General features: G+C 63.8%; 20 protein-coding genes. 13 read left to right on the top strand and 7 right to left on the bottom strand.

Annotation, left to right across the window (positions count from 1 at the left end):
- Positions 1–154: 154 nt before the first annotated feature.
- The 5 genes from ACX80C_RS07475 (at position 155) to ACX80C_RS07455 (ending at position 7,611) form a co-directional block, all read left to right on the top strand.
- A complete protein-coding gene (locus ACX80C_RS07475) occupies positions 155–2,959 on the top strand; it encodes a M6 family metalloprotease domain-containing protein (protein WP_459325775.1) in 2,805 nt (934 codons plus the stop codon).
- A 176-nt stretch (positions 2,960–3,135) separates the two neighbouring features.
- Complete coding sequence (locus tag ACX80C_RS07470; protein WP_459325773.1) at positions 3,136–4,548, top strand: MFS transporter; 1,413 nt, start codon at positions 3,136–3,138, stop codon at positions 4,546–4,548.
- 174 nt (positions 4,549–4,722) lie between these two features.
- Positions 4,723–5,925, top strand: coding sequence for a serine/threonine-protein kinase (locus ACX80C_RS07465; protein ID WP_459325771.1), 1,203 nt, complete (start codon positions 4,723–4,725; stop codon positions 5,923–5,925).
- Positions 5,922–6,575, top strand: a complete 654-nt coding sequence (locus ACX80C_RS07460) for a hypothetical protein (RefSeq protein WP_459325770.1) — start codon at positions 5,922–5,924, stop codon at positions 6,573–6,575. The genes ACX80C_RS07465 and ACX80C_RS07460 overlap by 4 nt, the downstream gene beginning before the upstream one ends.
- A gap of 52 nt (positions 6,576–6,627) precedes the next feature.
- Positions 6,628–7,611: a squalene cyclase gene (locus ACX80C_RS07455; RefSeq protein ID WP_459325769.1), complete on the top strand. Its 984-nt coding sequence runs from the start codon at positions 6,628–6,630 to the stop codon at positions 7,609–7,611.
- Here ACX80C_RS07455 and ACX80C_RS07450 read toward each other — a convergent pair.
- Positions 7,608–9,407, bottom strand: coding sequence for an acetyl/propionyl/methylcrotonyl-CoA carboxylase subunit alpha (locus ACX80C_RS07450; protein WP_459325767.1), 1,800 nt, complete (start codon positions 9,405–9,407; stop codon positions 7,608–7,610). The two genes, ACX80C_RS07455 and ACX80C_RS07450, sit on opposite strands and share 4 nt — an antisense overlap.
- Before the next feature lie 181 nt (positions 9,408–9,588).
- Between ACX80C_RS07450 and ACX80C_RS07445 the strand changes: the two genes are divergently transcribed.
- Both ACX80C_RS07445 and ACX80C_RS07440 read left to right on the top strand, forming a co-directional pair.
- Positions 9,589–9,966, top strand: a complete 378-nt coding sequence (locus ACX80C_RS07445) for a serine/threonine protein phosphatase (protein ID WP_459325765.1) — start codon at positions 9,589–9,591, stop codon at positions 9,964–9,966.
- A 46-nt stretch (positions 9,967–10,012) separates the two neighbouring features.
- Positions 10,013–11,188, top strand: a complete 1,176-nt coding sequence (locus ACX80C_RS07440; RefSeq protein ID WP_459325763.1) for an FAD-dependent oxidoreductase — start codon at positions 10,013–10,015, stop codon at positions 11,186–11,188.
- Between the two features lie 24 nt (positions 11,189–11,212).
- Here the strand turns inward: ACX80C_RS07440 and ACX80C_RS07435 are convergent, their stop codons facing one another.
- The 3 genes from ACX80C_RS07435 to ACX80C_RS07425 form a co-directional block, all read right to left on the bottom strand.
- The gene (locus tag ACX80C_RS07435; protein ID WP_459325762.1) at positions 11,213–11,839 is read right to left on the bottom strand and encodes a Maf family protein; all 627 of its coding nucleotides are present in this window, start codon (positions 11,837–11,839) and stop codon (positions 11,213–11,215) included.
- A gap of 79 nt (positions 11,840–11,918) precedes the next feature.
- Positions 11,919–13,307: a dicarboxylate/amino acid:cation symporter gene (locus ACX80C_RS07430; RefSeq protein ID WP_459325760.1), complete on the bottom strand. Its 1,389-nt coding sequence runs from the start codon at positions 13,305–13,307 to the stop codon at positions 11,919–11,921.
- 204 nt (positions 13,308–13,511) lie between these two features.
- A complete protein-coding gene (locus tag ACX80C_RS07425) occupies positions 13,512–14,222 on the bottom strand; it encodes a CHRD domain-containing protein (protein WP_459325759.1) in 711 nt (236 codons plus the stop codon).
- Positions 14,223–14,398: 176 nt separating this feature from the next.
- Here ACX80C_RS07425 and ACX80C_RS07420 point away from each other — a divergent pair, with 176 nt between their 5' ends.
- Both ACX80C_RS07420 and ACX80C_RS07415 read left to right on the top strand, forming a co-directional pair.
- Entirely contained in the window at positions 14,399–14,932 is a 534-nt protein-coding gene (locus ACX80C_RS07420) for a sigma-70 family RNA polymerase sigma factor (RefSeq protein ID WP_459325757.1), read from the top strand.
- Entirely contained in the window at positions 14,929–15,687 is a 759-nt protein-coding gene (locus tag ACX80C_RS07415; protein WP_459325756.1) for an anti-sigma factor family protein, read from the top strand. Before ACX80C_RS07420 ends, ACX80C_RS07415 begins: the two co-directional genes overlap by 4 nt.
- Positions 15,688–15,767: 80 nt before the next feature.
- On the opposite strand, the gene ACX80C_RS07410 is transcribed toward ACX80C_RS07415, so the two are convergent.
- A complete protein-coding gene (locus ACX80C_RS07410) occupies positions 15,768–17,483 on the bottom strand; it encodes a DUF885 domain-containing protein (protein WP_459325754.1) in 1,716 nt (571 codons plus the stop codon).
- Between the two features lie 64 nt (positions 17,484–17,547).
- On the opposite strand from ACX80C_RS07410, the gene ACX80C_RS07405 reads away from it, so the two are divergent.
- The 3 genes from ACX80C_RS07405 to ACX80C_RS07395 all read left to right on the top strand — a co-directional run bounded on the left by ACX80C_RS07405 (position 17,548) and on the right by ACX80C_RS07395 (position 19,491).
- A complete protein-coding gene (locus ACX80C_RS07405; protein WP_459325752.1) occupies positions 17,548–18,093 on the top strand; it encodes a serpin family protein in 546 nt (181 codons plus the stop codon).
- Complete coding sequence (locus tag ACX80C_RS07400) at positions 18,050–18,748, top strand: serpin family protein (RefSeq protein ID WP_459325751.1); 699 nt, start codon at positions 18,050–18,052, stop codon at positions 18,746–18,748. Before ACX80C_RS07405 ends, ACX80C_RS07400 begins: the two co-directional genes overlap by 44 nt.
- Positions 18,749–18,828: 80 nt before the next feature.
- Complete coding sequence (locus ACX80C_RS07395) at positions 18,829–19,491, top strand: hypothetical protein (protein WP_459325750.1); 663 nt, start codon at positions 18,829–18,831, stop codon at positions 19,489–19,491.
- Here the strand turns inward: ACX80C_RS07395 and ACX80C_RS07390 are convergent.
- Both ACX80C_RS07390 and ACX80C_RS07385 read right to left on the bottom strand, forming a co-directional pair.
- A complete protein-coding gene (locus tag ACX80C_RS07390) occupies positions 19,488–19,712 on the bottom strand; it encodes an acyl-CoA carboxylase subunit epsilon (RefSeq protein ID WP_459325749.1) in 225 nt (74 codons plus the stop codon). The genes ACX80C_RS07395 and ACX80C_RS07390 overlap by 4 nt on opposite strands.
- Positions 19,709–21,361, bottom strand: a complete 1,653-nt coding sequence (locus tag ACX80C_RS07385; RefSeq protein WP_459325747.1) for an acyl-CoA carboxylase subunit beta — start codon at positions 21,359–21,361, stop codon at positions 19,709–19,711. The genes ACX80C_RS07390 and ACX80C_RS07385 overlap by 4 nt, the downstream gene beginning before the upstream one ends.
- A gap of 242 nt (positions 21,362–21,603) precedes the next feature.
- Here ACX80C_RS07385 and ACX80C_RS07380 point away from each other — a divergent pair, with 242 nt between their 5' ends.
- The gene (locus ACX80C_RS07380; RefSeq protein WP_459325746.1) at positions 21,604–22,452 is read left to right on the top strand and encodes an SDR family oxidoreductase; all 849 of its coding nucleotides are present in this window, start codon (positions 21,604–21,606) and stop codon (positions 22,450–22,452) included.
- The last annotated feature ends 155 nt before the right edge of the window (positions 22,453–22,607 follow it).

The following is a 22,607-nucleotide window of genomic DNA, read 5'->3' as shown; positions in this document are numbered from 1 at the left end:
GTGAGTAGAAGGCGCCGAGGCAGCAGTTGGGCAGAAATGTGACGTGATTGGTTGCTGCCCTCTGGCGAGAGCGCGCAAGCCTCAGCTAGGCTGAACTGGTATGTCACACGTCACATTAAATCTACACGTGTAGACGCGACCCAGGGAGAATTCAATGGAGATACCTTTCCGCAGAGGCGCCCTCATAGGCGTAGCGGCAGCTCTGGCCCTCAGTGGGCTAGCCGTACCGGGCATGGCACAACCGCCATCGCCGGATGAATTGCAGAAACTCGAACAGCACGGACAGCACGGGCAGGAGCCGCACGGGCACGCCCATGGGTCCGATGACAAAGCCGGCAAACTGGACCGCAAACAGCGGGAGGTTCGTGAGGAGGCTGTCGACAAGCTCATCAACGGCGAGGCCACTACGGAGATCCGCGGCGGCGAACGGGTGATCAAAGTCCCGGGCGACGCCGGCGCCGGGATCCAGCGTAAGCGAGCGGACCAGGACTCAAAAGATAGCTACGTCCGCTATCCCGAGAAGCGCACGGAAAACTTGTTCGTCATCCCGGCCGAGTTCGGCGACGAAATCCACCCACAAGCGGGCGGTCAGCCGGGCCCGCTGCATAACCAGATGCCAAAGCCTGACCGAGACTTCGACGGCAGCCCAACCGACAACAACAAGAGTCACTGGGTGGAGGACTTCAGCCAGGAGCACTACCAGGAAGTGTTCTTCGGTGAGGACCACTCGCTGAGCGACTACTTCGACAAGGTTTCGAATGGCCGCCTGCGTGTGGGCGGGGAGGTCGCCGATTGGGTCCAGGTGCCCTACAATCGCGAGCGCTACCAATCGTCCAAGCTCGACAGCGATGACCGCGTGGCTGCGCTGATCGACGACAGTACGCAGGCCTGGTATGAGCAGCAGCAGGCGTCCGGGATGGACAAGGACGAGATTGTCGACTACCTGGCCAAGTACGACCTGATTGACGACAATGACCACGACGGCGATGGAGTGTTCAACGAGCCTGACGGGTACATTGACCACTTCGCACAGTTGTACGCGGGCAATGACTCCCTTGGCGCGTGGTACTCCCACGCCAACTTCGATGACATCGGCGTCACCGGGCCGGAGGGCAATAAGCTGGGCGGCGTCGAAATCGGTGACTCCGGCATCTGGGTCGAGGACTACTTCATTGCACCCGAACTGGGCATCTCGGTGTACCCGCACGAATTCGGGCACAGCCTCGGCCTGCCTGACTTGTATGGGGGACGCAACAGCAACCAGAACTGGTCCCTTATGGCGCAGGGCGTCTGGGTAGCCCATGAGACTGATCCTTCGGTAGGTACCGGACTGGTCGGCATGGGTGCATGGGAAAAGCTGCAGATGGGCTGGCTGGACTACCAGCAGGTAGAGCACGGTGAAGAAACCGACCTCAAGATCGGGCCGGCTGACCGTGACCACGAGAATTTGCCTCAGGCGCTGCTGGTGAACCTGCCGGACAAGAAGGTAACCACCAGGTACAACCGTCCGCACTCGGGCGGAACCGAGTGGTGGAGCGGCGCCGGCAATAACCTCAGCAACACGCTCAGCCGCACCGTGGACCTGACTTCGGCCACTTCCTCGGCGTCCGTCGCAGGTTGGCTGTTCAATGACCTCGAGGCTGACTGGGACTTCCTTTACGCTGAAGCCTCCACCGATGGCGGTCAGACCTGGGAGCAGATTGGGGAGCCGATCGACGGCACCTTCGGCTGGACAGAGATGTCCTGGGATCTGACGAAGTGGCTCGGGTCGGAAGTCACGTTCCGGTTCCGGATGCAGACTGATGGCGCAGTGACAGAGGACGGTTCTTTCCTCGACGATTTGTCCGTGATCATCGACGGCGAGACCATCTTCAGCGACGATGTGGAAAGTGGCGATAACGGCTGGACGGCCGACGGCTGGAAGCAGATCGATGGCACCAATACAGAGAGTCACAGCCACTACTACCTGGCGGAGAACCGGGTGTATCACGGTTACGACGAGACGCTCCGTTTCGGAACGTATTATTCGCCTGACCCGGAGCGTCCGAACTGGCGGGAAACCTTCCCGTATCAGAACGGCATGCTCGTCTGGTATGTGAACAATGAGTACAACTCGTTCGACACGTCCAAGCACCCCGGTTACGGCAAGGTGATGGTGATCGATTCCCGCCCCGCACCGCTTACGTGGCCCGATGGCAGTCATCTGCCCGCAAACGCCCAGGCATTTGATGCCACCTTCGGACGGGAGTTCACCGATCCGATTGACTTCCGAAAAGGCGACAGCCGTCTTGCTCTGCGCCGTCAGCCGGGCATCGCGACCTTCGCCGACCTTCGAAGCCACGCATACTGGGACCCTGCTAACCCGCAGGCATCGGTCAAGACGCCGTTTAGTGGTACCACGATCACGGCGAATGGTCGCGGCGACGTTCTGAACCTCAAGGTCGGCTTCGAAGAGGTCACAGAGGATCCAGACAAGGATGCCAACAAGCCCGATGGGCCCACGGTGGAGAACGCGATCGAGCAGTCCACCATGAGCGTGCACGACTTCTCCAGCCAGGAGATTGCGGGCGAGAACGCCGCAGCAACGAACGCGATTGACGGCAACCCAAGTTCGTTCTGGCACACTCAATGGCAAGCCGCCCAGCCGGTCTATCCGCACCACATCACCCTCGACCTCGGGGCCGAGTACGAGGTGACAGGGTTCGAGTACCGGCAACGGCAGTCCGAAACCAACGGGCGGATCGCCGATTACGAGATCTTGGTCTCGACCGACGGGATTACCTGGTCCGCGCCGGTAGCCAGCGGTACGTTCGAGAACACGGCCGCAGCACAGGTAATCGACCTTGTGCCCACTGAAGCGCGTTATGTCCGGTTGACCGGGCTCAACGCGATAAACGGCTCGGCCTTCGCCGGGGCCTCCGAGATCTATATCGGTGGAATCCCTGTGAATCAGGAGTAAGGACGGCTGGTACCCGCAGACGACGGCGCCCCCGCAGCTTCGGCTACGGGGGCGTCGTCGTCTGTCCAGAATGTGGACGGGTTATCTCACCCTTCGATTCCGGTGATGAGATGAAGGATCCGCAATACCACGGTTGCCGGATATTCCCGCAGTCGTCCAGAGAAAGCACGAAACATATGTCATCGTCATCATCGAAAGTGGAGCCCAGCGACACCAAGCCGCTGAACTCCCGGGGGCGCGTCATCTTCGCCAGCCTCATCGGCACCACCATCGAGTTCTACGACTTCTACATTTACGCCACGGCGTCGGTCCTGGTGTTCCCTGCACTGTTCTTCCCGAACTCCGACCCCACCAGTGCGCTCCTGCAGTCATTCGCGATCTTCGGCGTCGCTTTCGTTGCGCGCCCCCTCGGCTCGATCATCTTCGGCCACTTCGGGGACCGCATCGGCCGCAAGGGCACCCTGGTGGCCTCGCTGCTGACGATGGGTATTGCCACCTTCCTGATTGGCGTTCTGCCCACGGCGCTGGTTCCCGGCTGGACGTTCCTGGCGCCTGCTATCCTCGTCCTGCTGCGATTCCTGCAGGGACTTGCCCTCGGTGGCGAATGGAGCGGTGCTGCATTGCTCGCGACGGAGAACGCTCCGAAGAACAAGCGCGCGGTGTACGGTACCTTCCCGCAGCTCGGTGCCCCGATCGGCTTCATCATCGCCAACCTGCTGTTCGTGTTCCTGAACGAGGTACTCTCTCCCGAAGCCTTCCTGGCATGGGGCTGGCGGGTACCGTTCATCGCCAGCGCCGTCCTGGTGATCGTTGGACTCTACGTGCGGCTCAAGCTCATTGAGAGCCACTCCTTCCAGCAGGTGCTGGATAAGGGCAAGGTCGTGAAGCTTCCGCTTGCTTCGGTGTTCACCCGCCAGTGGCGCCCGCTCCTTCTTGGCACCTTCATCATGTTCGCAACCTACGTGCTGTTCTACCTGATGACCTCGTTCACCCTGAGTTTCGGCACGACTGCCGCAACCGTTGACCAGGCAAGAACCGCCGCGGAGGCGGCAGGGCGAACGTTCACGGCCGAGGATGCCGCGAAGTTCGTCCCGGGCCTGGGGATTGACCGTGGAACCTTCCTGTGGATGCTCATCATCGGCGTCGTCTTCTTCGGTATCTTCACCATCGTTTCGGGGCCGCTGGCTGAGAAGTTCGGCCGTCGCCGCATGCTGCTGGCGGTCACAGTGGGGATCGCGCTCTTCGGGCTGACTTGGGTGCCGCTCTTCGGTGCGGGGATTGTGGGCGCGATGATCCTGCTGATCCTGGGATTCATCCTGATGGGCCTGACCTTCGGCCCGATGGCTGCGATCCTGCCCGAGCTGTTCCCCGCCAACGTGCGGTACACGGGCTCAGCGGTCGCGTACAACCTCTCAAGCGTGATCGGTGCGGCCCCGGCGTCGTTCGTTGCCCTGGCGCTGTGGAAGGCGGCCGATGGCAGCACCCTAATGGTCGGCCTCTACCTGAGTGCCGCGGCGGTCCTTACCTTCATCGCTCTGTGGTTGTCCCGCGAAACCCGCGACCACGACTACGACAACAACATCGGCTAACGCTTTCTTTCCTTTGCATCGACTCTCAATAAATGGTGCTTCTCAGCGCTGAATTAGCATCCAAAGGGCCCATTTGGGGAGAGTCGATGATCGTTAAACTTTCCTTCCAAGTTTTCCGCAGGGAACGCAGGCAAGAATTCATTTTCAGGATCCTTCTCGGTGGAAGCGGATGGAATGAATCAGGAAACGCTCGCGAGCGGCCGATATCTGCTCGACCGGGTGATCGGCGCCGGGGGGATGGCGGACGTTTATCGCGCCCGGGACTTGAGGCTCGGCCGCGACGTAGCAGTGAAAATGTTCCGCCGCGGCTCAGCCGAAGGGGTTGCCCGCGGTTCGGGCGAAGCCCGCATGCTGGCCGCGCTGCATCACCCCGGCCTGGTGCGTGTGCTGGACATGGACGCTGAAGGCGCAGCAAGCGGCCCGTCCTACCTCGTCATGGAGTACATCCGCGGGTCCGACCTCGGCGCGCTGCTCCGCGAGGGTCCGCTGTCACCCGAGAGCACGACGACGGCGGGCCGGGACATCGCCCGCACTCTCGGCTACATCCACGGCCGGCGGATTGTGCACCGTGACATCAAGCCCTCGAACGTGCTGATCCGCTCAACTGAAGTGGCGGACGGCGACTTCAGCTATCTGCTCACCGACTTCGGCATTGCCCGGTTCTTCGAGAGCAGTCGTGTAACCGCGACGGGAAGCCTGATCGGAACCGCGACATACTTCAGCCCTGAGCAGGCACGCGGTGACTCCGTTGGCGCCCCGACCGACATCTACGCTCTCGGCCTGGTCCTCATTGAGTGCCTCACCGGGGAGCCCGCTTTCCCCGGCACCGGCCTGGAAAGCGCGCTTGCCCGGATCAGCCGGGCGCCCGTCATTCCCGAGTCCTTCGGTCCGCTTTGGCACGGACTGCTCGTGGCGATGACCCTCGACGATCCCGCCGCACGACCGACCGCCGCCGACGTTGTCCGAACCCTGGAGGCGCTCGACCCTGCAGCCACACCCAGGGACGCCCCGACCCTCACCGCCGTACTCCTCACCGGTCCTCCCGAGCTCGCTCCGCCGGTCGGCTCACCCGGAACGGTCACGACGACGACGCCGCCGCCAACGCGCGAGTCGTACACCGGGGCCCGCACGGCCGGAGAGACGGCCCCAGCCGCGGCGGAACGCGCACCGCGGGGCCCGCTCGCAGGGCCGCTTGCGGGTGCAGGGGCACCGCCGGCCCGGGTGGTCATCGCCGTCGTACTCCTGGCGGCGCTCGCGGTTGCCTGCGTCGTCGTCATCTCCCTGCTCAGCGCGCAGCCGTTGCCGGCCCTGCTTCCCGCGATACCGGGCACCATCGGTGACCTGCTTGAGGACCTGTATGAGAGCGTGCAGCCGTGAGCACCTATCTTCGGGTGTGCGCAGCCGCGGTCGCGGCGGCGATCCTGCTGGGCGGATGCTCACAGCCGGCACTCTCCGACGATGTTGCGGATGAACTGCAGGTGGACGTCCAGCAGCTTGCGGTGCAGGCTGCGCGCGGCGACACCGCGGACGCGAGTGCGGCAGCGCGGACGCTCGCAGACCGGGTGCGGATCGCGGAGGCAAACGGAAAAATCAGTGAGGAGCGTGCGGCGCTCATCCTCCAGCGAATTGACGGACTGATCGCGGTGCTCGCGGATTCGGGTGCTGCTCCAGCGCCCGTCGGCACTCCCGGTCCCGTCGCCCAACCTGCGCAGCCCCTGGAGCCCGAGCCGTCAGCGCCCCCGGCGCCCGCCGGCACGGTGACGCCCGAGCCCGTTCCCACGCCTGACTCGCCGGCACCCGCTCCTACGCCTGACCCGCCGGCACCGGCTGTTCCCGACGGTGCAACTGTTGACAACGGTGGCGACGGGGGAGTAGACCAGGACGGCTCGGACACGGCGCTGCCGGATGCCGAGATAGAGCCTGCCGTGGACCCGGACGGTGAAGATCGCGTGGATGTCGAGGAGGATAACGATGACGACGGCGGTAAGGGCCGGGGCCGCGGGCGAGGAAGGGGCGGCGACGGCTGACCCTGCGTCTCAGGGCTGTCGTGGCCGTCCATACCGGAGTAGCCTCTGCAGCATGCAGACTGACGGGACACTGCTTGACTGGCTGCTCGACTCCGACCCGGCTCTGCGCTGGGGAGTGCAGCGGGACCTCGCCGGAGCACCGGAATCCGAGTGGCGGGAAACCCGTGAGCGTGTGGCGACGGACGGCTTTGGGACGCAATTGCTCGCCCGGCAGGACGCGGATGGGCAGTGGGCGTCAGGCGCCTACTTCCCCGCAGACTTCGACTTCGAAGGACCCGAGGCAGCCGAGGAAGCGGGCCAGCCCTATACCGCGACGACGTGGTCCCTGAACAGTTTGCGGGACTGGGGTCTGAATCCCGACACTTTGGCGGGAACTGCTGATTCCCTGGCCGCGAACAGCCGCTGGGAATATGACAACCTGCCGTACTGGAGCGGCGAAGTGGACGCCTGTATCAACGCCTTTACGCTCGCCAACGGTACCTGGCTGGGGGCCGATGTCTCCGTTCTGGCCCGATGGTTCCCGGAGCACCAGCAGGCCGACGGCGGATGGAACTGCGAGTGGGTGGAGGGATCTACCCGTTCCTCCTTCCACTCGACGCTGAATTCGCTGAAGGGTTTGCTGTACCACGAGGTAGCAACCGGTGGTACCGACGAATTGCGGGATGCCCGGAAGGCCGGCGAAGAGTACCTGCTCAAGCGCCGCCTGCTGTACACGCTCTCCACCGGTGAGCAGGTGGCGCACTGGGCCACCCGCTTCGCGTACCCTTTCCGCTGGTTCTACAGCGCCCTGAACGCCGCCGACTACTTCCGGTCAGCTGCCCTGCACGAGGGCGCAGAACCGGATTCACGGATGTCAGACGCCATGGAGGCTATCCGCGCAGCACGCCGGCCGGACGGTACCTGGATTCAGGAGCGCCGTCATCCCGGCCGGGTGTGGTTCGAGGTGGACGTCCCCGCCGGGGAGCCATCCAAGTGGCTTACCTTCCACGCGACGCGCGTTCTTCACTGGTGGGGCGCAGGAACGCCGCCGCGTTAGTTGATCGCGGCGATCACGGCACCCGCGGAGACCGTATCGCCCGGTGCTGCGCTCAGCCCGGACACGGTACCGGACTTGTGTGCGGTGAGGGGCTGCTCCATCTTCATGGCTTCGAGCACCACGATGAGATCGCCCTCCGAGACCTCGTCGCCGTCGTTGACGGCGACCTTCACGATGGTTCCCTGCATGGGAGAGGTCAGCTCATCACCGCTCGCCGCGGAGGCTGCTCCTGCACGGGAACGGGCCACCTTCTTTGGTTTTCCGGAGGATTTTCCGTTGGCCGTTCCCAGCCCCGCGGGCAGCACGACCTCCAGCCGTTTGCCGCCCACCTCGACGGTTACCCGCTGCCGGTTTTCGTCGTCCGGCATGGCGTCCGACATACCCGACGGAGCCCATGGAGGAATCGTGTTGTTGAACTCGGTTTCGATCCAGCGGGTGTGGATCGAGAAGCTGCCGGAGGCCGGAGCGAAGGCGGGGTCGCTGACCACGGCGGAGTGGAAGGGTAGGACCGTGGGCATGCCGTCGATGAGCATCTCTTCGAGGGCACGACGGGACCGGGCAAGGGCCTGCTCGCGGGTTGCACCGGTGACGATCAGCTTGGCCAGCATGGAGTCGAAGTTTCCGCCGATCACCTCGCCCGCCTCGATGCCGGAGTCAACACGGACACCGGGACCGGTCGGAAGCTTGAGCGTCTGGACGGTGCCGGGTGCAGGCATGAAATTGCGGCCTGCGTCCTCGCCGTTGATGCGGAACTCAATGGAATGCCCGCGCACCTGCGGGTCGGTGTAGCCGAGTGCCTCGCCGCGGGCGAGGCGGAACTGTTCGCGGACCAGGTCGATGCCCGTGACCTCTTCGGACACCGGGTGCTCGACCTGGAGCCGGGTGTTCACCTCGAGGAAGGAGATAGTGCCGTCCTGGCCGACCAGGAACTCGCACGTTCCGGCTCCCTGGTAACCGGCTTCCTTCAGGATCGCCTTCGATGCCTCGTACAGGCGTGCGTTCTGCTCGTCGGTGAGGAAAGGCGCAGGCGCCTCTTCGACCAGCTTCTGGTTGCGCCGCTGCAGCGAGCAGTCGCGGGTGGAAACGACGACGACGTCACCGTGGGCGTCTGCGAGGCACTGGGTTTCGACGTGGCGGGGTGCATCCAGGAACCGTTCAACGAAGCACTCACCGCGGCCGAAGGCAGCCGTTGCTTCGCGGACGGCGGACTCGTAGGCCTCAGCAATTTCGTTGCGCGAGCGGACCACCTTGATGCCGCGTCCGCCACCGCCGTAGGCCGCCTTGATGGCCAACGGCAGGCCGTGCTGGTCCGCGAAGTCGAGCACTTCCTGGACCGACTCGACCGGATCCTTGGTCCCGGGAACCAGGGGAGCGCCTACTCTTTCGGCGATATGCCTGGCCTGGACCTTGTCACCGAGTTGGGCAATCGCGGACGGCGATGGGCCGATCCAGGTGAGTCCGGCGTCGATCACTTTCTGCGCGAACTCGGCGTTCTCGGAGAGGAAGCCGTAGCCCGGATGGATGGCGTCGGCACCACTTCGGACGGCTGCGTCGAGTACCCGATCCATCAGGAGGTAGGACTCGGCGGCGGTGTTGCCGCCCAGGGCGAACGCCTCGTCAGCGAGCCGCACGTGGAGTGCATCGCGATCAGGATCAGCGTAGACCGCTACCGATGCGATGCCCTCGTCCCGGGCCGCCCGGATGACACGAACGGCGATCTCGCCGCGATTGGCGATGAGGACTTTGGTGACGTGTGCGGGCGCGGATGTCTGCGCGCGCGTGAACGACTCGCTCATAGGGTGTAAGGCTCCTTTGGTCTGTTGGGAGCCTAGCGCGGTTTTGTCGCAACTGCCCATAAACGATGACGATTCCCCGTGTTCTCAGCCGATTATTTGTAGGGAAGCTACAAAGGGGTGTCAGGTGGCGTTCCGCTGCGGTCCGCCCGGCGTCGGTAGGGGCGCAGTTATAGTGAGTCGCATGGTCACTCCACTGCCGGCGCAGAACACTTTCGACCACCTGCGGTCATCAGACGGTGAGCATGTGGGGTATATCAACCTGACCCAGGACGGCCGGTTTGTGCCGTACGACCTCCTTCACCGCCAGCGTGCCGAGCCGATGGATCTTGACGAAGCCGAGAACCTACTCGATGAACTGGGCCTGCGGATGTTCACTGAAGACTGGTGGCTCATACGTGACGGGCAGCAGGAAAAGGTGCTCATCCGCGAGATCCGACGCGACTCAATATCGGTTGCGCGGGCAATGCCGGGCACCATCGCCAAATCGGTTGACCTGACGGAGACCATCGATCTTCCTCTCCCAACCGATCGGCTTGTGCAGGCCGGTCAGTCAGCCTAGCCGGGCATCACAGCAGCGGAATCCCGAAAGCGAACGGGAACCAATCATGCCGCATCCTGGAACTGCTCTTGTCGTGGGAGGGGGGATCGCGGGCCTGTCTGCCGCGGCGTCGCTCCTGCGTGAGGGTTGGAACGTGACTGTGCTGGAGCAGGCGTCCCGCTTCAGCGAGGTTGGCGCGGGCCTCGTCCTCACCGCGAACGGCTTGTCGGCACTGGCAGCGCTGGGCCTTGAAGAATCAGCGCGCCGCCTTGGCTATCGGGTATGTATGGCCGGAACGAAGGACCAGCATGGGAAGTGGCTGATGCGCGTTCGGCGCACCAGTGCTCCCAGCCAGGAGGCGGTCGGAATTCATCGTAGGGAGCTCCACCGGATACTTCTCGAAGCGGCGGAGGGCGCGCGCCTCATTTGTGGCGTGCGGGTGAATAGCGTGACACCCGGGCTTTCCGATGGTGCGCGGGCGTTCGTGGAATGCGACACCGTTGATGGCCCGGTGAACCACACGGCGGATCTCGTGGTTGGCGCGGACGGGCTGCGCAGTGCCCTGCGCGGGCAGCTGGCGCCGGGCACGCTGCCGAGATACAGCGGTAAGTCTTCCTGGCGCGGCATCGTGGATGACACCACTCTGGTGGCGGACAACTTCGTGATCAGGTGGGGGCCGGGCACGGAGTTCGGCGCGGTAAGGATCAGCGCAACGCAGGTGTACTGGTACGGCTACACCTCCTCGGACGAACACCAGGAGTCCGCCGACGAGAAGGACGCCGCACTCGGGCACTTCCGTGAGTGGGCAGAACCGGTTCCTGCCCTGATCGGGAGCACACCTTTTGGAAGCCTTATGCGCCACAACGTCTATTCGCTGGCACCTCCCCTGAAGACCTATGTCAATGGGCGGACGGTGCTGATCGGCGATGCGGCGCACGCAATGCTGCCCACCATGGGCCAGGGCGCGAACACATCGTTGGAAGACGGCGTGTGCGTAGGCTTGCTCATCGGTCGGGCGATCAATACCGGTGCCACGCTGACTGAGGCACTGGGCCACTTCGATTTCCAGCGACGAACCCGTACGCAACGGATCGCCCGCCGCTCACATCAGGCCGAACGGTTCGGCGCCGGTCTGGAGGGGAAGCTCGCGGTCCGTTTCCGGAATACAGTGATGAAGGCTGTGCCCGGCGGTCCCGTTGCCGCAGCAGGAGGTGCCGTCCTGTCCTGGGAAGCACCGCCGTAATACCATGCGGCCTGCAACGTGGGGTTAGCTCCAGAGCGAGGTGAGCTCCACTCCGGCCTTTCGGAGCAGCTCGCGCAGTGTGGAAACACTGAGGCCGACGACGGCGTGCGGGTCGCCGTCGACCTTCTGGATGAAGGCCCCGCCACGTCCGTCGATGGTGAAGGAGCCTGCGCAGTTCAGCGGCTCGCCCGTGGCGATATAGGCCTCGATCTCGGCGTCCTGGAGTTCCATGAAGTGCACCTGCGCGGAGGCGACGGCGCCCACACGGGTGCCGGATCCGGCGTCGTTCGCGTCCCGTGTGTCCACCAGCCAATGGCCGGTGTGCAGGGTTCCGTGCGAGCCTGACATCCGCCGGATCCGTGCGCGGGCGACGTCTGGCTCGTAGGGCTTGCCGTGTGCTTCCCCCTCGAATTCGAAGACGGAGTCGCAACCGAGAACCAGGGCGCCGTGGGCTTCCGGGAGGGCTGCGACGGCTTCGGCTTTCGCGCGGGCAAGTAGTTGGGCAGTGTCGTAGGGGCTTGGATTTCCGTGTTCAGCGGTGACCCTGTCTTCATCAACGTCCGAGACCCGCACCGAATGGGCGATGCCCGCTTCAGCCAGGAGTTTGGTGCGGGCGGGGGATGCGGAGGCGAGGATGAGCCGAACAGTCATGCGCACCAGCCTAGTTGTAGTGACACACGGAAGAGGGACCCGGCATGAGATGCCGGGTCCCTCTTCCGTGTGCAACAGATCAGGTCTTTGCTCCTGCGAGCTCGGGTGCGTCCTGCGTAGTCGGGGTGTCGTCCACGAACGGATCACCGGTGCGCTTGGCGTTGTAAAGCTCCGTGTCCAGGAGTCCCTCGCGCTTGGCGACGATCGTCGGGACGAGTGCCTGCCCCGCAACGTTCACCGCAGTACGGCCCATGTCCAGGATCGGGTCGACAGCGAGCAGCAGGCCGACGCCGGCGAGCGGCAGTCCCAGCGTGGACAGGGTCAGGGTCAGCATGACGACGGCGCCCGTGGTGCCTGCAGTGGCCGCGGAGCCGAGAACCGAAACCAGCGCAATGAGCAGGTACTGACCGAAGTCGAGTTGGATTCCGAAGAACTGGGCGACGAAGATTGCGGCGATGGCCGGGTAGATCGCTGCGCAGCCGTCCATCTTGGTGGTTGCGCCCAGCGGCACTGCGAAGGATGCGTAGCCGCGGGGGACGCCGAGGTTCCGTTCGGTGACGCGCTGTGTCAGGGGAAGCGTGCCGACCGAGGACCGGGAGACGAACGCAAGCTGGATCGCAGGCCAGGCGCCTGAGAAGTACTGCTTCACGGAGAGCCCGTTGGTCTTGATCAGGATCGGGTAGACCGCGAACAGCACCAGGGCAAGGCCCACGTAGATGGCGAGGGTGAACTTGCCGAGCGAACCAATGGTGTCCCAGCCGTAGACGGCGACCGCGTTACCGATGAGCCCTACCGTACCGATCGGAGCGATGCGGATGATCCACCACAGCACCTTCTGGATGACGGCGAGCGCCGAAGCGTTGAAGTTCAGGAACGGCTCGGCGGGCTTGCCCACCTTGAGGGCAGCGATGCCGACGGCGACGGCGACAACCAGCACCTGCAGCACGTTGAAGCTGAGCCCCGTAGAGATCGCACCGGCGTCGTCGACGCTCGAGGAAGCCTCAAGGCCGAGGAAATTCGCCGGGATCAAGCCCTGCAGGAAGGCCCACCAGTCACCTGTGCCGCCGGTGTAATCTTCACCGGTTGCGTTGGTGTTGGCACCCGGCTGGAAGATGGTGCCGAGCCCCATCCCTATTACGACGGCGATCAGCGCGGTGATCGCGAACCAGAGCAGCGTCTGGCCGGCCAGGCGGGCAGCGTTATGGACGGCGCGTAAGTTGGTGATGGAGCTGACCACGGCGGTGAAGATGAGTGGCACAACGGCGGCGCGCAGCAGCGCAACGTAGCTCGAACCGATGGTGTCAAGCGTGGTGCCGAGGCCGTTGGGAGTGTCCTCGGTATGGCCGGTGTACTTGGCGAGGAGACCGAGTGCAAGGCCCACGATGAGTGCGGCGATGATCTGGGGTCCGAAGGAGGTCACCCAGCGGGGCAGCCTGCGGGACGCGGGAGCGGAGGTTTCTGAAGTCACCCAGAAACCGTAGACCCGCTCATATAGCAAAGAAAGTGACCGTTGCGAAATGTTACGGCACACGGGAGTCTCGTGCGAAGGGGCTTCTACGCGCTACAGGCGTCCTTGCGCGAAACCGCGAACTTATTCCAGCATCTCGTGTGACAAACCTGACAGCCGCGACCATGAAATGTGTCGCGGCTGCCAGGTTTCAGCGTGGCACCCTCAGTCGAGGCGGCTGCGGGAGCGCATGAATACAACTGTGCCGAGCGCTGCTGCACCGAGGATGCCAAGGGCAAGGGTCGAAGCTGCATTTGCCGCGCCGTCATCCGCCACGACAGCGGCACCAGTATCAGCCCCTCCCACCGGCATTGATGCCAATTGGCCGCGTACCGCACCGGGGACGTAGGCCGAGGTATGGGTGTCGGCGGAGAAGCCACCGGGATTGGCTTCGATTTCCTTCAGCGAGAAGCCCTCTCCGGTATCTGCGCCGTCGTCCCCTTCAAGTCCCGTAGTGAAGGGACCCTGGAGGCATCCCGAACTGGTGAGCACGCCGTCGCCCTCAGGATTCGGGAACGCCAACCGTGGGGGTCCGTTTGAGCCCGCGGCAGTCTCGTGAACGTGCGTTGCTGTCTTTGCTGCGCTTTGATATGGCGGTGTGACACCGTTCAGAGTGATCTCGTAACAGATGATCTCCAGATCGGAGTTGATCATGAAGTTGAAACCGCCGGTGGCCCCAGGCTCACCCGGTGCAGGGGCGCCGTCCGGGCCGATCACCTGATCCGGGGTTGCGTAGACCGTGTAATAGCTCGTGAAGCTGTCGGGTCGGTCAACCGCGGTCTCGGCGTTGGCCGGCGCCGCCCCGGTTACGGCCAGCAGAGCGGTCCCTGCGGCGACTCCTGCGAGAGCCGCGATGCGTGTCTTGGTGGTTTGCATGATGTCCCTTTCGATACGCAGCGCCGGGAGCCGGTGCCGCCGTACGAGGGAATACCTATGACCCGGCCGTTTCGTTCATCCTGACTTTTTTGCCCGTCCGATGAACGCGGCGCAGTCCTTGGCAGTAACCCTATTGAGGATCTGTTCGCGAATGGGCGGTAGTTATGCTTGGGACGATGAGCGAGGAAGGGGCGGCCCGCGTGCTCAGCCAAACCGCGGGGTTCGACGCGCAGAAGGCATTCGCCGAACACGCCCGGGCGATCTACGGTTTTGTATACAACACCACCCGGGACGCCTCAGTCGCAGAAGACTGTGTGCAGGAGACGTTCGTTCGGGCGTGGCGTTCGCGTGGTAGGTACAGCTCCGAGCGCGGTTCGGAGCGGTCATGGCTCTTTGCGATAGCGCGCAACGTCGTCGTCGATGAATTAAAAGCACGGGCCCGCCGGCCGACGCCGATAACGGGCGATCGGATGGAGAGCGAAACCGCTGCTCTCATCGAGGCGGGAGAGGTGGACGATCGGATTGTCCTCTATGGCGGCCTGGCGCAGTTGAGCCCGGAGCATCGCGCAGTAATCGTTGCCGTGCAACTGAACGGTATGAGCTATCAGCAGTTGAGTGAGCGAAGCGGAATTTCGGTGGCAACGCTACGTACACGGATGTTTTACGGCCTTAAGGCATTGCGGGAAGTATTGAGGGAGGAGGACAAATGACAAATGAACAAGCGCGCCGCGAGGAGCTGATGGGGGCTGCGCTGGCGGGTGAGCTGACAGAGGCGGAGCGGCGTGAGTTCGACCGGGCATGCGCCGCTGACCCTGGTCTGCGGCGCGAGTACCAGGCCCTGCAGGGCGTAGCGGAGCGGCTTGACCGGTCAGAACTCGTTTGGACGGACCAGGACCTCCCGCCAGGACTAGCCGGAAGGGTTTTCGCCGCGACAACGGAGAAGCCGGAACGCGCCGGCGAAGGGCACGGCGTTCCTGCCGCGCGCCATACCATGGACGGCGACCACGTGCCGCCACCAACGCCCCACCGTCACCGTAGACGCCGAGTTGCACTGATGAGCACGGCCGCAGCAGCCAGCCTGCTCGTGGTCGGGGCGCTGGGAGGAATCGCTATCAACGATGCGTTGCAGGCGCCCCCCGGTGGTCCCCCTGGAACGCTTGGCGCCGTCGAAGACGTTGATTTTTCCCGTGTTCAGCAAGGGGCCTCGTTCGACGCTTCGCTGGTGGCGCACACGTGGGGCACAGAAACGGTGCTCGAAGTGGATGGTCTTACAGTGGGTGATTCCTTCGAAGTGGTGCTGGTGAGTGAAGACGGCCGAGACCTCACATCAGGAACGTTCTTCGGATCGGAGCAGACCGTCACCTGCCGAATGAACGCGGCGGTTATGCGTGAGGACGTCTCTGCGCTGGAGATCCGCAGGGTAACCGGTGAAGTGGTGGCCTCATCGATCCTTCCGGAGCTTTAGCCGGAGGACAGTTTTGTGCAGCTGCGGCGACTTCCGGACGTCGTACGTCGCCACAACTGCACGAAACTTCCCCCAAATAGCTAGCTCAGCAGTGCCCGGCGCAGCGTATCCAAACCGACTGAGCCGAGATTCAGCGCGCGGGTATGGAAGTCGCGGAGATTGAAGTTCTCGCCTTCGCGTTCCTTCACCTCGTCGCGGATCTGCTCCCAGAGCCGCTGTCCGATCTTGTAGGACGGCGCCTGCCCCGGCCAGCCGAGGTAGCGGTTGAACTCGAAGTTCAACTGGCCCTCGCTGATGGCGATGTTCTTCTTCAGGAACTCGTAGCCCTGATCCGGAGTCCACGTGCCTGAACCCCAGCGCTCCGGGATTTCGAGTTCCAGGTGCACGCCGATGTCGAACACCACGCGGGCAGCCCTCATGCGCTGGGCGTCGAGCATGCCAAGGCGGTCTCCCGGATCGCTGAGGTATCCGAGTTCTTCCATGAGCCGTTCCGCATAGAGCGCCCAACCTTCACCGTGGCCGGAAACCCAGACGGCGTTGCGGCGCCAGGAGTTGAGCAGGCCACGCTGGTAGGTGGCGGTGGCGACCTGCAGGTGATGTCCCGGAACACCCTCGTGATAGACGGTGGTGGTTTCCTTCCAGGTGGTGAAGGAGTCCTCGCCCTCGGGGACTGACCACCACATGCGGCCCGGGCGCGAAAAATCGTCGCTGGGGCCGGTGTAATAGATCCCGCCTTCCTGGGTTGGCGCGATCATGCATTCGAGCCGGCGCATGATGTCCGGGATGTCGAAGTGCACGTCTGCGAGTTCAGCTACAGCCTTGTCCGACAACCCCTGCATCCACGCTTGAAGGTTTTCAGTGCCCTGCAGTTGGCGTTCCGGAGACTCATCGAGGATCCGGATCGCTTCCTCGATGGAAGCGCCCTCCTTGATCTCGTTCGCCACGGCTTCCTGCTCCGCGATGATGCGGTCCAGCTCTTCGACGCCCCAGCGGTAGGTCTCCTCAAGGTCAACAGCAGAGCCGAGGAACAGCCGGGACATCAGTGCATAGTGCTCGCGGCCAACGGCGTCCTTCTCAGGTGCTTCCGGGAGGAGCTCCTCCTCAAGAAAGGAGCTCAGGTGACGGTACGCATTGCGGGCAGCTTCTCCTCCCGCGGTGAGCTCGTTGCGCACCGACTCGGGAAGCTCGGCGCCGTCCTTGGCGCGGGCGCCGGCAACGAAATCGTCGAAGTAACCGCCGTCTGCCGCATAGGCAGTGGTCTGCTCGATGACAATCCGCACCTGGCGGGCAGCCGCGACGATGCCGCGGTTCTTCCCTTCCCGCAGCGAGGTGATGTACCCCCCGATCGCATCGGGGATATTGCAGAGCCGTCCGGCAATGTGGCCCCACTGCTCCGGAGTGTCCGTGGGCATGAGGTCGAAGATCGCCCGGATTTCCTGAGCGGGGCATGCCAGGTTATTCAGGTCCGCAAGGCTGCGGCCGGTGGCGTGGATCTCAAGTTCCAGCCCAAGCCGTTCCCGCATCGCGTCCAGGGTGACGGCGTCGACGTCGTCAGTGGGTTCCAGATCGGTGAGCCGCTCAAGAGTCTCCCGGGTTGCTTCGGCGAACGCCTCGAGACCGGCAGGGGAGTAGTCGCGGTACTCGGTTTCATGGCCGGGCAGGCCGAGCGTGGTGGCGAAGCCCGGGTCCAGTTGCAGCAGCATGTCGGTGTGGGCGTCGGCAACGGCGTCGATGGCCGTCTGGGCACGGGTAGGAGCCTCGGCGGTCAGGTCTGTGGTGGAAGTCTCGTTGGTCACACCGTTGAGCCTAGCGGCCCACTGTTGCTCGAGGCCACAGAGCGCTGCGCCTGTGGACAGTATCGTGACCGGATTGTGTTCCGCCCGTGCTGGTGCGTGCACACAGCGTGACCAGGCAGTTGGCCTCGAGGATCATCCCGACGCCGTAGCTGCGTTGCGATCATCGGCCTACCGGCTCGGGGCGGAAATGCTCGCGGTCAAGCCCGAGGTGAACCAGGTCACCAGCCCGGTCAGTGCATTGACCGCGCTGGCCATGTTGCGGGTCGGGGCGCGAACGACGACGGCGGACGAGCTGGACAGCGTGCTCGGCTTCCCCGCGGAGCACCGGGATGCGGCAATGAACGCCCTGCTCGCGGAATGGGCAGGGCACGACGGCGATCCCGGCACAGTTGATGAGGAAGAGCCGCCGGAGGAACCATTGCTGCATCTGGCGAACGGACTGTTTGTCGCGGAAGAACTGGAGCTCGCGGACGGTTTTCTGGAGACACTCGCCCAGCATTATGGGGCGGGCGTATACCCGGTTGGACTACGGCAGCAGCAGCGCGCTCGAAGTCATGAATTCCTGGGTGAACCAGCACACCGGCGGCCGAATCGAGGAGGTACCGATTGAGCCCTCACAGGACACCGTCCTCAACATCATCAATACGGTGTACTTCGCTGCTGCCTGGGCCAACCCTTTTGATCCGGCCAGCACGGTTGAGGGAACATTCACGACAAGAGGCGGTCCGGTTCAAGCCGAGCTTATGCACACAACGCTTCCCATCCAGTACGCCGCCGGAGACGGCTGGCAGGGCATCGATCTGCCCTATAACAACGGGTTCGTGATGCGCCTGGTTCTGCCGGAGGAAGGGCGCTCGCCGGCGATGGATCAGGCGGCGCTCGCCGTCGATGCTACTTTCGACGAAGCTCCCGAGACGATGGTCGACCTGACGCTGCCCACGTGGGACCACGCCTACGACCTCGACCTCAAGAAGATGCTCATCAGCATGGGGCTCGACGAAGCGATGGGACTGACACCGGACTACACGGGCATGGGCGCTGATCTGTTCGTCGAGGGAGCCGCCCAGGCAGCCAACATCACTGTCGCCGAGAAGGGCACCGTCGCATCGGCAGTCACCCAGATCTCGATGCAGGAGAGCGGCCCGCCCGAATCCGACGTTGAAATCGTCTTCGACCGCCCCTTCCTCTACCAAATCCTCCACGAGGAAACCGGAATGCCGATGTTCCTCGGAACGGTGATGGATCCCACTGCCGGAGAAGGTTAGCGAAGCACTGCGCCACCCGCTTCGAATCGGGGCAGTCCCAACCGCCGCTCGCGGAATAGGATGAAATGGTGGAGCCATTGTTGAAATTTGCCGGTAACTATTGGTGGCTGGTCTTTCCGTTGAGTGGAGTGATCGCCGCCTGGGGTAATTCGTTGTCGAAAGCCAGTAAGCGCAGGCACAAGCGGAAGGTTGAACTGTACAAAATCCGCTACCAGAACCAGCAGCCCGGTCAGACTCAGCCCCACGAGGTCAAAGCGCTCATGGGGGCTCATGACGCGGTGAATCAGCAGTGGCTCGACTATGAGCTGGACGTGGGTAAGCTGATCGACTTCCCGATGATGACCGACGTCCGGGAACCGCTCACGGTAGCGTTCCTGCGGGCCAAACGTGAGGCCGATGCCCTCCGTCCGGCGAACCCGGATTCCGTGAGTGCTGAGCGGTGCGCAGAGTACCGGGCAGCCGTGAATGACTATGAGGTGGCGTTCAGCGTTGCCGTTGCTGAAGCGCGGCGGGTCAGGGCGGGCAGCTTCTCCGATGTCGAGCGGCAGCGCCTGGCGAAGGCACGGAAGCTGATCAACATCGCGGTGGATTCGGCGGCAAGCCCAGCCGAGCGGCAGGCCGCCTACCGCCGTGCACGCCGGGAATTGGATGGGCTGATTGTGCTCCCCGACCGCGCAGTGAATCGCATTGAGGAGCAGGTGGCGCGTGCCCTGGAGCGCGGCCGCGGATCGGCTACGAGCTAGCGGAGTGCGCTCCTGCGCCACGAACCCGGACCCGGCCGGGGGCCGAGCCGCAGCTGGTCGCGCCGGATCCAGCTGCGGTGCGCTGCCGGTGAGGCGCCGCCGTCGTCGTTGGTTTGCATTCCCAGCACGACGACGGCGAGTGCCGCCAATTCCTCGGGTGTCGGGTCCCCCGCGACAACCTGGAACAACGGCTGGTTGTTTTCTTCGGTAGCCGTGTTCACAGCGGGATGTTCCCATGCTTCTTCGCGGGAAGTGACGCACGCTTGTCACGCAACGCCCTCAGGCCGCGGACAATCTGCACGCGTGTGTCGGATGGTGCGATCACGGCGTCCACATAGCCCAGCTGTGCTGCCTGGTACGGGTTGAGAAGCTCTTCCTCATACTGGTTGATCACCTCGGTGCGTGCCGCATCGACGTCGCCGCCGGCGTCGGACACTGCTTTCAAATGACCGCGATAAAGGATGTTCACGGCACCCTGTGCCCCCATCACACCGATCTGTGCTGTGGGCCAGGCCAGGTTGATATCCGCGCCGAGCTTTTTGGAGCCCATCACGATGTACGCGCCGCCGTAAGCCTTGCGGGTGATGACCGTCAGCTTGGGCACTGTCGCTTCGGCGTACGCGTAGAGCAGCTTGGCGCCGCGGCGGATGATGCCGTTGAACTCCTGGTCCTTGCCGGGAAGGAAACCGGGAACGTCCACCAGGGTGAGGATCGGGATGTTGAAGGCGTCGCAATGCCGGACGAAGCGTGCCGCCTTCTCCGAGGCCGCGATGTCAAGCGTGCCTGCGAACTGCATGGGCTGGTTCGCCACGATCCCGATGGTGTGGCCCTCCACGCGGGCGTAGCCGATCACCACATTCGGGGCATACAGCGACTGCATCTCCAGAAAATGGCCGTCGTCGACAACGGCCTGGATGACGGTGTGCATGTCGTACGGCTGGTTCGCCGAGTCAGGAATCAAATGGTCCAGCTCAGCGTCGAGTTCATTGACCTCAAGTTCCTCGGTGAACTCCGTCAGCGGGGCCTCGGCGAGGTTGTTGGACGGCAGGAAGTCGAGCAGTTCGCGGACGAAGTCGATGGCATCCTGCTCGTCGGACGCCAGGTAGGTGGAGGTGCCCGTTGTTGAGTTGTGCTGCCGTGCGCCGCCGAGGGTTTCCATGTCAACGTCCTCACCGGTGACGGTCTTGATGACGTCCGGTCCGGTGATGAACATGTGCGAGCTCTTGTCCACCATCACCACATAGTCCGTCAGCGCAGGGGAGTACGCTGCACCGCCGGCACACGGGCCCATGATGAGGGAGATCTGCGGGACCACCCCGGAGGCATGCACGTTATTCCGGAAGATGTCAGCGAACATCGCCAGCGACGCCACGCCCTCCTGGATGCGCGCGCCGCCGCCGTCGTTGATTCCCACCAGCGGACAACCGTTGCGCAACGCGAATTCCTGGACCTTGACGATTTTCTCGCCGTTCACCTGGCTGAGCGAACCGCCGTACACGGTGAAGTCCTGGCTGTAGATGGCGATCTGGCGGCCGTCCACCGTGGCGTGACCGGACACCACGCCGTCGCCGAGCGGCTTCTTCTTCTCCATGCCGAACGCCGAAGACCGGTGTACGGCCAGGGCATCGAACTCCACGAAGGATCCGGGGTCCACGAGGAGGTCGATGCGCTCGCGGGCGGTGCCCTTGCCACGGGCGTGCTGTTTCTGGATCGCTTCAGGCCCGGACGGTGCCAGGGCGCGTTCCTGCCTCTGCCGGAAATCGGCGAGCTTCCCCGCAGTGGTATGCAGGTCCGGAGCGCTTTCGGTTGCAGCATCGCCGGTTGCCTGCGGGGTGGAAGCCTGATCGAGGGGAAGCGTTTCGGGTTGCATCGAGTCTCTTCAGATTGGGTTCGGGTTATGGTTCCAGGGGAAACGTATTCAACCTGCCTGACCAACACGTTAAGTAGGTTTCCCACAAAGAACCGGGCTCTTTGGACAGTCTAGTAAGCAAAATGGAGCCCATGGCTGTAGAACACCTACAACAACCGCAGGAAAGACTTAGCCGCCGCACGGAAGTTACCCGTGAGTAACAATTAGGTTCTGAAGCCGCTTCCGGGCTTATTGTTTCCCCTATGACAGGCAACGGCGCTTTCGTACCAGGCACCCTCCGCGGGCACTCCCTTCTCATGTCAGGCGGCAGCAGGGGCATCGGTCTGGCCATCGCACTGCGAGCGGCCGCTGATGGGGCCAACGTGGCAATAATGGCGAAGACGGGTGTGCCGCATCCCCGGCTTGAGGGCACGGTCCATACCGCGGCGGAGCAGATCCGTGCAGCGGGAGGGGGTGCCCTCGCGCTTGTGGGCGACGTGCGGAACGACGACGACGTCGCGGCCGCCGTGGAGGCGACCGTCGCCGAATTCGGGGGCATCGACGTCGTCGTCAATAATGCCTCCGCCATAGATCTGTCCAGCACCGACGATGTCACGATGAAGAAGTACGACCTGATGGCCGACATCAACGTGCGCGGCACTTTCCTGCTGAGCAAACTGGCGCTGCCTGCCCTGCGGAAATCGACCAACCCGCACATCCTCACTCTGTCGCCGCCGCTGAACCTTAACCCGAAGTGGGCCGGTAAACACCTGGCGTACACCATGGCGAAGTACGGCATGAGTCTGACGACGCTCGGTCTCGCCGAGGAACTGCGCGGCGCAGGCATTGCCGTCAACTCACTCTGGCCGCGCACGCTCATCGATACAGCAGCGATCCGTGCCATGCCCGGCGGCGGAGATCTGGTCCAGGCCGCGCGGAACCCGCAGATCGTTGCGGATGCGGCTCACGCAGTACTGGTTCGGCCGGCTCGGGAGTGCACCGGCAACTTCTTCACCGACGAGGAGGTGCTCCGCCAGGAGGGCGTAACCGACTTCGGCGGCTACAGTCTCGGAGCACCGGAAGACCGATTGGTGCCGGATATCTTCCTGTAGCGCCGCCTTGTAGCGCCCGCGCCGCCGCACGCGAGCAACAAATCCGTTGAGTGCACGCAGAGAACGTGGGTTCGAACCAGCCCGCTCTGCGTGAAGGCAACGGATTCGCCGGTTAGGTGCAACGATGTCGGCGCGGGACCCTCGGCCAGTACGCG

It is taken from the genome of Arthrobacter tecti, from assembly GCF_054511355.1.
The sequence above is the reverse complement of the archived record's forward strand: the minus strand, read 5'-3'. Positions and strand labels throughout refer to the sequence as shown.